The sequence below is a fragment of the Bradyrhizobium sp. Cp5.3 genome (assembly GCF_000426265.1).
Taxonomy (GTDB): domain Bacteria; phylum Pseudomonadota; class Alphaproteobacteria; order Rhizobiales; family Xanthobacteraceae; genus Bradyrhizobium; species Bradyrhizobium neotropicale.
Map to the genome: position 1 here is coordinate 74,877 of NZ_AUFA01000011.1, position 13,934 is coordinate 88,810.

9 protein-coding genes are annotated in these 13,934 nt (G+C 61.6%); 4 read left to right on the plus strand and 5 right to left on the minus strand.

The genetic code is table 11. From position 1 onward, the window contains the following. Nucleotides 1–92: 92 nt before the first annotated feature. A complete protein-coding gene (locus K289_RS0117815) occupies nt 93–887 on the plus strand; it encodes an adenylate/guanylate cyclase domain-containing protein (RefSeq protein ID WP_027552783.1) in 795 nt (264 codons plus the stop codon). 79 nt (nt 888–966) lie between these two features. Here K289_RS0117815 and K289_RS0117820 read toward each other — a convergent pair whose 3' ends face one another. Both K289_RS0117820 and K289_RS47740 read right to left on the minus strand, forming a co-directional pair. Further along, a complete protein-coding gene (locus K289_RS0117820; RefSeq protein WP_027552784.1) occupies nt 967–1,218 on the minus strand; it encodes a hypothetical protein in 252 nt (83 codons plus the stop codon). 108 nt (nt 1,219–1,326) lie between these two features. Then, nucleotides 1,327–5,829 carry a tetratricopeptide repeat protein gene (locus K289_RS47740; protein ID WP_084788634.1) on the minus strand — a complete coding sequence of 1,501 codons (4,503 nt, stop codon included), beginning with the start codon at nt 5,827–5,829 and terminating at the stop codon, nt 1,327–1,329. Nucleotides 5,830–6,360: 531 nt separating this feature from the next. On the opposite strand from K289_RS47740, the gene K289_RS0117830 reads away from it, so the two are divergent. Then, a complete protein-coding gene (locus K289_RS0117830) occupies nt 6,361–9,645 on the plus strand; it encodes an adenylate/guanylate cyclase domain-containing protein (RefSeq protein ID WP_027552785.1) in 3,285 nt (1,094 codons plus the stop codon). 70 nt (nt 9,646–9,715) lie between these two features. Here K289_RS0117830 and K289_RS0117835 read toward each other — a convergent pair whose 3' ends face one another. Then, nucleotides 9,716–10,528 carry an alpha/beta fold hydrolase gene (locus K289_RS0117835; RefSeq protein ID WP_027552786.1) on the minus strand — a complete coding sequence of 271 codons (813 nt, stop codon included), beginning with the start codon at nt 10,526–10,528 and terminating at the stop codon, nt 9,716–9,718. Nucleotides 10,529–11,574: 1,046 nt separating this feature from the next. Between K289_RS0117835 and K289_RS0117840 the strand changes: the two genes are divergently transcribed. Further along, on the plus strand, nt 11,575–11,802 hold the full coding sequence (locus K289_RS0117840) for a hypothetical protein (RefSeq protein ID WP_027552787.1): 228 nt from the start codon (nt 11,575–11,577) through the stop codon (nt 11,800–11,802). A gap of 32 nt (nt 11,803–11,834) precedes the next feature. On the opposite strand, the gene K289_RS50515 is transcribed toward K289_RS0117840, so the two are convergent. Beyond that, nucleotides 11,835–11,999, minus strand: a complete 165-nt coding sequence (locus K289_RS50515; protein ID WP_156918032.1) for a hypothetical protein — start codon at nt 11,997–11,999, stop codon at nt 11,835–11,837. A gap of 348 nt (nt 12,000–12,347) precedes the next feature. Here K289_RS50515 and K289_RS0117855 point away from each other — a divergent pair, with 348 nt between their 5' ends. After that, nucleotides 12,348–13,472, plus strand: coding sequence for an amidinotransferase (locus K289_RS0117855; protein WP_027552788.1), 1,125 nt, complete (start codon nt 12,348–12,350; stop codon nt 13,470–13,472). 35 nt (nt 13,473–13,507) lie between these two features. Here K289_RS0117855 and sugE read toward each other — a convergent pair whose 3' ends face one another. Continuing rightward, the gene (sugE, locus tag K289_RS0117860; protein WP_027552789.1) at nt 13,508–13,822 is read right to left on the minus strand and encodes a quaternary ammonium compound efflux SMR transporter SugE; all 315 of its coding nucleotides are present in this window, start codon (nt 13,820–13,822) and stop codon (nt 13,508–13,510) included. Nucleotides 13,823–13,934 lie beyond the last annotated feature (112 nt).

Sequence of the window (13,934 nt, forward strand, 5' to 3'; positions counted from 1 at the left end):
TTTCCGACTGGGACGACTGTTGCCAACTCTGGATTGTACGACTACCCTTTGCCTCAACTCGTCCAAACGGTCATTCAATCGGCCGCGTGTTCATGCCAAAATTCCTTCGCATCGGAGTCCATCAGTCGAACGTCTCCGGATACACGTCAAAGGCGTGGTGTGTCAGGCGCGTTGGCTCGGCGGTCTTTCTGAAGTGGGGCGCCGTGGAGGTCCATGGTGCCGGCGATGGGCGAAAGGTCTACTGGACGCTTGCGCCGAGGGAGAAGACAATTCGTTGCGGCACGGCGCAGCGTGCACAGGACTATGCAAAAGCCGCGATCGCGCGGCGCCGCAACCATCGCTATGAACCGCTGGCCGGACCGATAGCGATCCGACGCCAATCCGCCGACCGTAGCGCCGACCTCAAGCAGGCACTCGCCACGATCCTGATTGTCGATATCGTCCGCTCCACCGAAAAAGCAGCGAAGCTGGGCGATGCGCGTTGGACAAAGGTGATGAGCCACTATTACGCAGCCGTCCGCAAGGAGCTGAAGACTTCGCGCGGAAAGGAAGTCGTGACGACGGGGGACGGACTGTTGGCAACGTTCAAGGCGCCGGCTGCGGGGATTCGTTGCGCTAACGCGATCCGCCAGGCCGTGCGCACACTGGGGCTCGAGATCAGGGTGGGGCTACATGCGGGCGAATACAAGGTGAGCGGGACTGAGGTGGTTGGCCTCGCATTTCACATCGGCGCGCGCGTCGCTGCGAAAGCGCGTGCCGGCGAAGTCCTGGTCTCCAGTGCGGTCAAGGACCTGATGGCGCAGTCTCAGATCCGCTTCATGGATCACGGCGTCCACCAGCTCAAAGGCGTGCCGGAGCGATGGCGCCTGTACCGGGTCGAAGATTGAAGTGTGCTTGCAAGAGCGGGCATTGGTTCTGCCCAGCCCGTCCGCCTTCGCCCTCCGTGCTCCTTGATTAGGACCTCCGTCACGACAACGGCCGTGGGCGCGGCGCCATTTCCGAGTCGAGGATCAGTCGTCCATCGAGGCGGCCGTCCAGGCGCTTCACGTATTCTGATGCTTCGTCCATGCGCGCCTTCATGAGCGAATGTACGCGCTCGCTGTCTCGTGCGCGGGCGGCCTTGGCGATCTCCGCGTGAATCCTGACATTGGCGCGGCCGAATTTCGTGTGCTCTTCCGGAGGCGTCTGCGTGCTGAAGACAACCAGACGACGGAGCATCTCGTTGATCAGCTCGCATGCGCATTGGACGCTTTTTCAAAGCAAGACAACGGGATCGGCGAGGCGTGTTGCGCCTGACGTTGGGGGATCAGGCGGGTCAAACTCAACTCAGTTCGATTCCAACTCGGCAGGCAGAAGCAAAGGCGGCGGCTCTTGCCCTGGCCGCCACGCGGAAACCAGTCCCTCGAGCTCGAGGCGAACGCAGTCCACGACGCTGGCCCAGTCGCCTCTATTTGGCTGCCTGAACAGCCTCATGGACCGATACCACGGGCTGTTGTCGCGGTTGAGCAGCCAGCGCCAATCCGGGCTGAATGGCAACATCGTCCAGACGGGAACGCCCAGCGCGCCGGCGAGGTGAACGACGCTGGTGTCGACCGAGATCACCAGATCGAGACAGCAAACCAGCGCCGCTGTTTCGCTGAAATCCGTGAGCCGGTCCGTAAGGTTGACGATGTCGGAGCGTTCGCGGAGGAAGGCTCGGTCCTGATCCCGGACGCCTTTCTGCAGGCTGACGAACTGGACATCGCAATCCAGGAGAGGCGCAAGCGTGCGCAGTGCCATCGATCGATTGTGATCATTCTTGTGATCTGGAGTCCCCGACCAGACAAGGCCGACGCGGAAGCGATTGCGGGGGCCAAGCAGGTCTTCCCAGGCCTTCACGCGCGCCGCCGGGGGCGCAGGAAGATACGCTTGCGCGAACGGGATCGTATCGAGCCGTGTCCCGAACACGCGTGGCAGAGTTCCAAGAGGACAGTGCAGGTCGAATGCCAGCGACGTTGCGGACGGCCGGCCGATGCACGTTGCGACGCCGGACACCCCAGCCAGGAGCCGCTGGATCGGAGGCTGGACCTCCAGGATGGCTCGAGCTCCGAACGCGGCCACCATGGGCACATAGCGCGCGAATTGAATTGCGTCGCCCAATCCCTCATCGGAATGAAGCAATATTGTCTTGCCTTCGATCGGCTGGTCACCAAGCCAAAGGGGTTGGGAAAAGCCGCGATCGAGCAAGCCGACAGGGAGCTTCCAGCGTGCTTCGCGCCCAGGCCAGCCTCGCTCAAAGTCTCCGGTCAGCAGCTGAAGCGTCGCTAGATTAAAGATCGTCGGCGCGTGGTTTGGGTCCACCGCCAGGGATCTGTGAAAGGTCGCGAAAGCTTCATCCAGCAATGGCAGATTCAACAATGCCAATGCCTTGTTGTTGAGCACTGCAGTAAAATCCGGTCGAAGCTCGAGCGCCCGATCGAAACGCTCCAACGCCTGCTCCATCCGGCCAAGTCTCGAATGAAGCAAACCGAGATTGTTGTGCGTTTCCGCCAGGCCGGGATCCAGCGCAATGGACTTCTCGTAGTCGGCCTCCGCTTCCTCGAACCGGTTCGCCTCCTGGAGGCAAACGCCGCGCATTTGATACAGAACTGCGGAATTTGGGTTCAGTCTCTCGGCTACGTTGAAGCATTCCAGGGCTTCCGCATATCGGCCAAGATTGAACAGCTGTTCGCCGTTTCTATTCGCTGTCTCCAGGCTTTGCCGATTCAGTTCCCGCGCTCGCTGGACATGCAGCTCAGCCACTTCCGTGCGCTTGAGTTGCTGGAGCAGATTGCCGAGGGAATTCGAGAGGAGCGCATCCTGTGGTGTGGGGCACAACGCCTTGCTCTGGTGTTGCCGCGCTTCCGGCCGCCATGAGGAAACCAGGCTCTCCAATTCGAGGCGAACGCAGTCTACGACGCTGGCCCAGTCGCCTCTCGTCATTTGCCTGAACAGCTTCATGGACCGATACCACGGGCTGTCGTCGCGGTTGAGCAGCCAGCGCCAATCCGGGCTGAATGGCAACATCGTCCAGACGGGAACGCCCAGCGCGCCGGCAAGGTGAACGACGCTGGTGTCGACCGAGATCACCAGATCGAGACAGCAAACCAGTGCCGCAGTTTCGCTGAAATCCGTGAGCTGTTCCGTCAGGTCGACGATGTCAGAACGTTCGCGGAGGAAGGCCCGGTCCTGATCCCGGATGCCTTTTTGCAGGCTGACGAACTGGACGTCGCAATCGAGGAGAGGCGCGAGCGTGCGCAGTGCCATCGATCGGTTGCTATCGTTCTTGTGATCTGGATTCCCCGACCAGACAAGACCGACGCGGAAGCGATTGCGGGGGCCAAGCCGGTCTTCCCACGCCGTCACGTGCGCCGCCGGGGGTGCAGGAAGGTACCCTTGCGCGAACGGGATCGTATCGAGCTGCGTCCGGAACGCCAGCGGCAGGCTTCCAAGAGCACAGTGCAGGTCGAACGCCAGCGACGTTCCAGACACGTCGCCGACACACGTTGCAACTCCAGTGATGCCACTCAAGAGCTTCTGGATCGGGGGCTGGACCGCCAGGATGACTCGAGCCCCGAGTGCGGCCACCAGGGGCACATAGCGCGCGAACTGAATTGAGTCGCCCAATCCCTCGTCACAGTAAAGTAGTATGCTCTTGCCTTCGATCGGCTGGTCACCGAGCCAAGGGGGGCTGGAAAAACCGCGAGTGACGACGCCGAGAGACGGGCGGGCCTCGCGTCCCCGCCAGCCCCGCTCAAAATCTCCGGTCAGCAGCTGAAGCAGCGCGAAATTGAAAATCGTCGGCGCACGGTTTGGTTCGATCGCCAGGGATCTGTGAAAGGTCGCGAACGCTTCATCCAGCAATTGCAGGTCCAACAATATCCATGCCTTGTTGGAAAGCGCCGCGCTGAAATCCGGACGAAGTTCGAGCGCGCGATCGAGGCTCGCGAGTGCCTGCTCCATCCGGCCTAATTTCGAATGGAGCGTGCCAAGGTTGCTGTGCGTTTCCGCAAGGCCGGGGTCCAGCGCAATGGACTTGTTGTAGTCGGCCTCCGCTTCATCGAGCCGGTTCGCCTCCTGGTGGCACATGCCGCGGATTTGATACAGAACTGCGGAATTTGGATTCAGTTTCTCGGCTGCGTTGAAGCATTCCAGGGCTTCCGTATGCCGGCCGAGATCAAGCAGCAGCCTGCCGCAGTTGATCGCTGCCTCCAGATATTGCGGATAAAGTTTCAGCGCTCGCTGGAAATGCAGCACGGCCTCGTCCATCCGCCCGAGTTGCCAGTGCTGATAGCCGAGGTAGTTCGAGAGGAGCGCTTCCTGCGGTGTGGGGGGCAACGCCTTGCTCTGGTGTTGCCGTGCGCCCGACCGCCACGCGGAAACCAGTCCTTCCAGTTCAAGGCGAACGCAGTCCACGACGCTGGCCCAGTCGCCTCTCTTGGGTTGCCTGAACAGCCTCATGGAGGAATACCACGGGCTGTCGTCGCGGTTGAGCAGCCAGCGCCAATCCGGGTTGAATGGCAATATCGTCCAGACGGGGGTGCCCAGCGCGCCGGCAAGGTGAACGACGCTGGTGTCGACCGAGATCACCAGATCGAGGCAGGAAATCAGCGCCGCGGTGTCGCTGAAATCCGTGAGCTGGTCCGTCAGGTCGAGGATGTCAAAACGTTCGGCGAGGAAGGCCCGGTCCTGATCCCGGACGCCTTTTTGCAGGCTGACGAACTGGACGTCGCAATCCAGGAGAGGAGCAAGCGAGCGCAGCGCCATCGACCGGTTGTGATCGTTGTTGTGGTCTGGATTCCCCGACCAGGCAAGACCGACGCGGAAGCGATTGCGGAGGCCAAGCCGGTCTTCAAGCAGGTCTTCCCAGGCCTTCACGCGCGCCGCCGGGGGCGCGGGAAGGTACGCTTGCGCGAACGGGATCGTATCGAGCCGCGTCCCGAACGCCAGCGGCAGGCTGCCAAGAGGACAGTGCAGGTCGAACGCCGGCGACGTCGAAGACGACCGGTCGATACAGGTTGCGACTCCAGTGATATCCCCCAAAAGCTGCTGGATCGGAGACTGGACCTCCAAGATGACTCGGGCCCCGAGCGCGGCCACGATGGGCACATAGCGCGCAAACTGGATTGTATCGCCCAATCCCTCGTCGGCATGAAGCAATATGGTCTTGCCTTCGATCGGCTGGTCACGAAGCCAAAGCGGGCAGGAAAAGCCGCGATCGACGAGGCCGAGAGAGGCTTTCCAGCGCGCCTCGCGCCCCGACAAGCCGCGCTCAAAATCTCCGGTCAGCATCTGAAGCAGCGCGAGATTCCAGATCGTGTGCGCATTGCTCGGATCGACCACCAGCGATTTGTGAAAGGCCGCGAAAGCTTCATCCAGCAATTGCAGACTCCACAACGCCCGTGCCTTTTCGTTCAGGGCTGCGGAAAAATTCGGACGAAGTGCGAGCGCGCGATCGATGCTCGCCAACGCCTGTTCCATCCGTCCAAATCTCGAATGAAGCGTGCCGAGGTTCTTGTGCGTCTCCGCCTCGCCGGGGTTCAGCGCAATGGACCTCTCGAAGTCGGCCTGCGCCTCCTCGAACCGGCCCAGCCGTTGGAGGCAAAGGCCGCGCGTTTGATGCAGAGCCGGGACATTTGGATTGAGCTTCGCGAATATGTTGAAGCATTCCAGGGCTTCGGCATACCGGCCGAGATCAAACAGCAATTTACCCTTTTTCGCGGCCTCCAAACTTTGTTTTGCGGCCTCCAGATTTTGCGGTGCGACCTTTTGGGATTGTTTGGCCGCGGCCCGGCGCTCTTGACGATTCATAAGCTGACCAGAAAAAAGTGGACAACGTCAGATGGCTCGCCGATTCCTAAGTCACGCGAGAAGGAGGCGTCCGTCGCACTTGCCTTCCCGTTCCGTCAGTTCGCGTTCAGCTATGCTGGCGGGGTCCACCGAGCGCGACTGTGGCGTCCCGTTAAGGTCGTTTATGGTGCGAAGCTGGCGCGAAGCTGGCGCGGCCTGAACCTTCCTAAGCCGTCGAGTTCACGAAAGCGGCCGGGGTCATTGAGTGCACCGCAATCGGCGATCGGCTTCGCGCACTGCGGCTGGCGCGGGAGAGGCTGCCGACTGAGGCGGGCTCCGGGGGTGACCAAGTTGCAGGTGAATAGCGATAATCAGTATCGTTGATTTTGCTGCGCTTTCGGCTGAATTCGATCGCGTCTGTGTTTCGGTGAGGTCATTTCTGGCGCGAAACTGGCGCGGTCTGCGGGGGCGTTTGGCCACCGCATGCCTTTGATTCCACTTGGATACGGAGTACCCTGCGGCTTTCCAAGCGGCGCGAGGATCCTGTTTGACATGGCGGTCGAGCAGTGGCTGCGAAATTTGGGATTGGCCCAGTATGCCGAGGCGTTTGCCGAAAACGATATCGATTTCGACGTTCTCAGCGGGCTCACTGAAGCAGATCTCAAAGAACTTGGCGTGGCCTCGCTGGGGCACCGCAAGCGGCTGCTCGCCGCAATAAGCGAACTACAATCTGCATCGCCGTCGAACGTTTCGTCGACAGTCGACCGGACGGCCGGCGAGCGCCGCCAGGTCACGATCCTGTTTGCCGATCTGTGCGGGTTCACAACCCTGTCTCGATCGCTCGATCCTGAGGAAATCCGTGAACTGGTAGCTCGGTTCACTGCTCAGGTGGATGGCATCGTCATCAGCTACGGAGGCACGGTCGACAAACATATCGGCGATGCGGTGATGGCGTTGTTCGGCGCGCCGCGGGCGCATGACGACGATTCCTTGCGCGCGGCACGAGCTGCCCTGGACGTTCATACAGCGCTCGCTCGGATCAGTGACGCATCTTTCCGCCCACTACAGGCCCATGTCGGTATTGCCAGCGGGGAAGTGGTCGCTGGCACGCTGAGCCGCGTCGAAGCGCATGACTACACGGTTCTTGGCGACAGCGTGAACCTCGCAGCGCGGCTGGTCGCGCTCGCTGGAGCGGGCGAGACGCTGCTGTCCGAAGGTGTCTATCGGGCTCTCTCCGATCGTGCGTTGTGCGAGGCGCTGGGGGAAACGGACGTGAAGGGTTTCGATGCGCCGGTGCGCATCTGGCGGCTGGTCGGTCTGTCGGCTGACCCGGCGTCCGCCCACCGCAGCGCCTTTGTCGGGCGAGTGGCGGAGCTCGAGCAGTTCAAGGGCATACTTGCAGCAACGGTTGCGCGACGCAGTGGGCAGATTGTCTACGTGCGCGGTGAGGCGGGGATTGGAAAGACGCGCCTTGTCGAGGAGATGCGCCGTATTGCAGACGCAAATGGTTTCACCGCCCACCGTGGCCTGGTCCTGGATTTTGGGGTAGGCAAGGGACAGGATGCGGTTCGCGCGTTGCTCGTCAGCCTTCTTGGTCTTTCACCCGCATCCGGAAGCGAGGCCAGGCTGCAGAGGGTTGATGATCTGGTCGCGGCGAACGTCGTGCCTGCTGAGCGTCTTGCGTTTCTGTACGATCTTCTGGATCTCCCGCAAACCGGTGAGTGGCGTACGCTTTACGACGCAATGGATAACGTCGCACGGAATCGTGGCAGGCGAGCCGTGACCGCCGCTGTCGCGGCGCATGCCTGCGCCGAGAAACCGACTTTCATCGTCGTAGAGGACCTTCATTGGGCTGATCCGCAGCTCCTCGGACATCTCTCGGCATTTGCGTCCGCGGTGGCGGACGGGCCGGGGCTATTGATCATGACATCGCGTATCGAAGGCGATCCTGTCGATGCAGCGTGGCGCGCTAGCTGTCGCGCCACTTCATTCGCGACGATTGATCTCGGTCCGCTGCGCCGGGAGGAGGCGTTCAATCTCGCGGGCAGCTTCATGGACGCGACCCAGCGCGTCGCGGCTGCCTGCATCGAGCGCGCAGGCGGCAACCCGCTGTTCCTGGAGCAGCTGTTGCGCAATGCGGAGGAAGGTACCGCGGATGCCGTCCCTCCGTCGATTCAAAGCCTTGTTCTGGCGCGCATGGACCGCCTCAATGCTTCCGACCACTACGCGTTTCAAGCCGCGGCAGTCATCGGCCAACGTTTCTCTCTCGCTCTGCTGCGGCACCTCATCGGCGATCCGTCCTACGTCTGCACGGGTCTCATCGGCAACGCTCTCGTCCTGCCGGAAGGCGACGATTTCCTCTTCGCTCATGCACTCATCCAGGAAGGGGCCTATTCATCACTGCTTCGGTCCAGCCGGAAAGATCTGCATCTTCGTGCCGCAGAATGGTTTGCAGGGCAGGATCTGGTTTTACACGCGCAGCACCTCGATCGCGCCGAGGACGGTCGAGCGCCACACGCGTATCTCGATGCGGCGACGGCTCAACGCGCCAACTACCATATCGATGCGGCGCTGCGCCTGGCCGATCGCGGTCTCCAGGTCGCGCGCGCGGATTCCGATCGCCACGCGCTGATCTGCCTGCGCGGCGAATTGCAGCGCGACCTTGGCGATGTTTCTGCCTCGATCGCCTCCTATCGGCTGGCGGTATCCGCATCATCTGATGAAGCCGCGCTGTGCCGGGCGCGGCTCGGGCTCGCCGAGGGCCTGCGCGTCAGCGAAGGCCTCAACGAGGCGCTTGAATTGCTCGACCACGCACAGGACACCGCCGAGCGCCATGACATGGTGAACGAGCTTGCGCGGCTGCACCATCTGCGGGGAAATATTTTCTTTCCGATGGGCAATATCGAGGGTTGCCGAAGGGAGCATGAGCGAGGCCTCGAATATGCATCCCGATCGGGCTCTCCGGAAGCCGAGGCACGCGCACTCGGCGGCCTGGCGGATGCGGCTTACGCGCAGGGCAAGATGCGGACGGCCTTTGACTACTTCAGCCGATGCGTCGCGCTTTGCCAGCAGCACGGCTTTGGCCGTATCGAAGTGGCAAACCGCTCGATGGTCGGATTCAGCCGCATCTACCTTGGCGAACCCCGGCAGGCGCGCGAGGACGGCGAGGCCACGGCCCGGCTGGCCGTGCTCGTCGGCCAACCCCGCGCCGAATTGCTCGGCGAGACGGCGAGGGTTTTCGCCTGCTACGAGCTCGGCGACTACGAGATGATGCAAGGCTGCCTGGATCGGGCAATGCCGCTCGCCCATCAGCTCGGCGCAACGCGCTTCGAAGCCCAGGGCCTGGAGCTGCAGGCGCGCTTGTATCTCGATACTGGCCGGAGAGCCGAAGCTGAGACGATGCTGCGCGAAGCACTTGCGATCTGCAAGCAGGCCGGAACGCAGTTTTGTGGTCCAAAGGTCACCGGCGCCCTGAGCCGGGCGGTCGAGGACTCTACGGAACGCCGGGGTCTGCTGGCTGAAGGCAAGACAATGCTCGCCCGCGGTGCTGTCGGGCACAATTACCTCTGGTTCTATCGCGATGCCATCGAGGGCCTTTTGTCGTCGGGCGACGCGACAAGCGCGCTCGAATATGTCAGTGCGCTCGAAGACTATACGCGCGCCGAGCCCCTGCCGTGGGCGGACGTATTCGCGGCGCGCGGTCGCGCGCTCGCTGCTGCACTGCGCGGTGGCGCCAACGACAGCCCGAGAGGCGACCTTCGTCGCGTGCGAGATACGCTCGAGCGCGCGGGCTTGGCGGCCTTCTTGCCGGCGATCGATGCCGCGCTGGCAAGGTGAGTACAGCTCTCATTGCAGTTGGCGGCAAAAAGCGGCACCTCTGGTGCGGGACTTCGGATCGGTCGCTGAACTAGCGCGGCGTCTCGACCGTCGCGACGTGCTCACGGATGAGCCTCGCAACATCCGACGCATGGGTCGCGATCATGAAATGACTGGCGCCGGGAACGGTCACCAGCGACGATCTGGAGACTGCGCTAGTCAGCACCTCGGCGACGCGCTGAACGACTGGATGACTGCGCTCGCCTCGCACGAAGAGGCTTGGCGCAGTGATGCCTGCATAGGCGGCAAGCGGCATATCGAATCCCCACGCCGACGACCAGTCAAGAAGGTTGGTCGGCGTGGTGGCAACAATGTAGTCCCGGGTCCGGGCTGGGAGGGCGTCAAAGCTGCCGTCGCCGCCGTAGAAGTCGATGATGCTCCGCGCAGCCAACAGCTTTCCGTCGTCACACGCGCGGACATAAGCGTCGGCCATCGCGCGCACTTGCTCGTACAGCGCGAGATCGCCGGAGTGGCGAAGCAGATTGAACGGGGTCGCCTCGATCAAGGTCATGCTTGCGATCTTGGACCGGTCACGGAGGACGGTCGCCAGGCATACCGTGGCACCCCACGAATGCCCAACGAGGTGGACAGAGCTGTTGGTGCGCTGGATGACGGCCTCGACGACGTCGATCTCCCGTTCGATGGAAATGTCGTCCTGGGTGCGGCGCTCTTCGGTGTCGCCATAACCGAGCAGGCTCATTGTCACCGCCCGAAAGCTATCTCCTAAGAGAGCGATCACACCACGCCACAGCGCTCCCGTACTCCATGAGCCGGGCACGAAAAGAATGGTCGGCCCCGATCCTTGCTCGCGGTAGTCGATCCGTCTGTCAGGATATTCGACCATGGCTGCCCCCCGCACGTGGAGGTGTCCGTACCGAGAACCATACCACGAGCCGCACGAAAACCACATGGAAGGCTCGCGACGGAGGACCCAGCACGGGCTCCGGGTCCTCTGGGCCGCGTGGAAAACGCGGGGTACGCGCGACCGACGCCCGCGAGGATATTCTGTGCCAGAAATCCCGCGGGCTTGCCTAGCCGAAGTTCGCGAAGCGAGCGTAGGCTGGTGGAGGTATTACGGTGACAGTGCATTTAATTCATAAGCTTCGAGCCCATGAAAGCGGCCAGAAGCATTGAGTGCACTGTCACCGTAATCTATTCATCGCACTGACCACGTTGGCGATGCTAGTAGCGGCGGCATTGTGTGTCGCTGCGCGAGCCGTCGTCAGCTTCTAAGGCCTGGAAGGCCAAGCTGGATCGCTGCCGCAGGTTCGCACGCGGCGCTCCCGCCAGCCCTGCCCGTCCCAGAAGCGCTGGGTATTCCAGTGGCAGGGAGGCATCGCCTCGCCAACCGGGGCATCGACATAGCCCGACCAGTACGGAGTGCCGCGTGGTGGTCCGGGATAAGTGCGCGGATACGGATTGCCGCCGGGTCCGTAATCATCGCGCGGATACGCTGGCGAGGCTGCTAAAACGGCCAAAGTCGCGGCGGCAGCGAGAGCCAATAACGTCTTCCTCATGGTGAACCTCGCAATAAGTAAGACTACCATATATGGGGCGATCAACAGACGACCGCTCGCCGTCGTAATTGGGAATGGCGGGTATGTGACCCCTTAGACGACGCCGTCTTGCAGGGTTGGGAAAGTACCCGTGCCGAAGCTAAGTACCAAGCCGAGCGCGGTATGTTTCTCCTATTGATGGGTACGCGCCCCGAAATCATGCCCCTTCAAACGTCGCGAGTTTGACGAGCAGGGTGACAGCGGTAAGTGCCCCCGAACGACGGATGCCGTTTGTGCTTGTTACACCTTGGCGAGGGCGGCACAGGTTCGCCTGCACGAGGTTGAAGAAACGGGTTAAGGTTGCAGCCCCATCAAGGGCTAAAAGGCAAGTTCAATGACTACAATCAAGCTCTTGTCGATTGGATTGATTGCGATCGCCATGCTCACAACGTCCGCCGTGGCTCGCGAGCCACGCGTCAAAATCCGCGTGCCTATGAGGCTTCCGGTTGAACCGGATGGCCGCTGGATTATCTGGGGCGGCATTCCAATATGGTTCGGTCCATCGGTCCGGGGCTGGCCCGGCCACATTTGCGACGAGGCCGACAATGCGAAGATATGCTGAGATGCGGGGGCAGATCGCATCCCCGCGCGCTCTCACTTGCCCCGCTGCTTGAGGTCCCACAGCCGATAGGCTTCCTCGATGTACGGGGCCGGCTCAATCGGCTCCGGCACCGATCGCCTTGTGCTCGGCACGTTGTCCACCGCAATCTGTAGCGGCTTGCCCGCGTCGTGCGGCCCGGCGATCCTCCCTGTTGGCATGGGCACCAAATCACGCGAGACCATTTACGGCGCATCGGTCCGAGCGGCGGCGGAGCGGGCGACGGAAGCACGCAAGCAAGCCGACCGGCTCGCCTGCGAGGCGTGACATTACGGTGACAGTGCGCTCAATTCATACGCCTTCGAGACCACGAAAGCGGCCGGGATCATTGAGTGCACTGTCACCGTAATTCCCGCTATGCCCCACCGAGCGGGCCTCCATCAGACGAGGCGCACTTCGCTGATGGCCCAGGAGGGCCACCAGAAATTTGCGATCGACCCACAACCGGGGGTCCGACGCCTGGAACTTCCAGAACCGGTGGCTGTTGTAGTGCACAGAGGGTCTCGTGCATGGACGTGGTCACGCACGTTCGCGGTTCGGATGCCGCTCCGTCGGGCCGAGTTTCTCCGGTGAACTCACACAACGAGTGGGGCACGCTGGAGGAAGTGATCGTCGGAAGGCTTGAGGGTGCGGTCATCCCGTCCGATCATCCGGTTGTCACCTGCAACATTCCGGACATGGCAGCGCGTGCTCAGTCGCTGCTCGCAGGCTTTCGTTACCCAAGGATCATGATCGAACCGGCGCAGCGTGAGCTTGATAACTTTGTTGCGCTGCTACAGTCGCTGGGCATCATCGTAAGGCGGCCGGACGCTGTCGACCACAGGAAGCGCTTCAGCACGCCGGGATGGTCCTCGCGCGGCTTCTCCAATTCCTGCCCGCGCGACAGCATGCTCGTGATCGGCGACGAGATCATCGAAACCCCAATGGTTTGGCCCTGTCGCTACTTCGAGACACAGTCCTATCGTCCGATCCTGAAGGACTATTTCCAACGTGGCGCGCGGTGGACGAGCGCGCCCAGACCGCAACTGGCGGACGAACTGTTCGACCCCGAATTTCGCGTTCCGAAGAAAGGCGAGCCGATCTCATACATTCTCACCGAATTCGAACCAGTCTTTGACGCTGCCGACTTCTTTCGCTGCGGGCGCGACTTGTTCGTGACCCGCAGCAACGTCACCAATGCGTCCGGCATTGAATGGCTGCGTCGTCACCTTGGCGACGGTTATCGCATCCACGAGATTGAGAGCCGCTGTCCCAATCCAATGCACATCGACACCACCATATTGCCGCTTCGGCCCGGCAAGATTCTGATCAATCCCGAGTTCATAGACGTCGACCATCTTCCGGCCGTCTTGAAAGGATGGGACATCCTCGTGGCTCCCGAGTCCGCCCCGATCACCGATCCAGTGCTCAGGATCACTTCACTATGCGGGAAATGGCTCAACATGAACGTATTGATGGTGGATGAGAAGCGCGTCATCGTAGATCCACATCATACCGCAACGATGCGTGCGTTTGAGAATTGGGGATTCGAGCCGATTCCCTGCAAGTTCCTACACTATGCGGCATTTGGTGGCGCCTTCCACTGCGCCACGCTCGACGTCCGACGGCGCGGCACGTTGGAAAGCTACTTCTGAGCTGACTTCCAACAGGTCTCATCGCACCGCTCCGCCTAAGAGGTGATTTTCAGTCCGATGATGCCCAAGAGAATAAAGCCGATACAGGCTAACCTAAACAACGTCACGGGCTCGTTAAATAGATAGATGCCGAGCGCCGTGGTGCCAACAGTGCCAATGCCCGTCCACACCGCATAGGCCGTACCGACCGGCAGCGACTTAAGGGCGAGTCCGAGGAACCCAATGCTGGCCGCCATGGCGACGACCGTGCCGATTGTTGGCAAAAGACGTGCGAAGCCTTCCGTGAATTTGAGGCCGATCGCCCAGGCGATTTCGCACAGGCCAGCAATGAGCAAAAAGAGCCAGGCCATGGGAATACCCAAAATCCTTGAACCACGAGCAGTCTCTCTCTCGGTATGCTCCAAATCAATGCTTTGAAAATCGGCAGTAGCATCGGGCCAGGCTGTCCCAAAGAGATCGAGC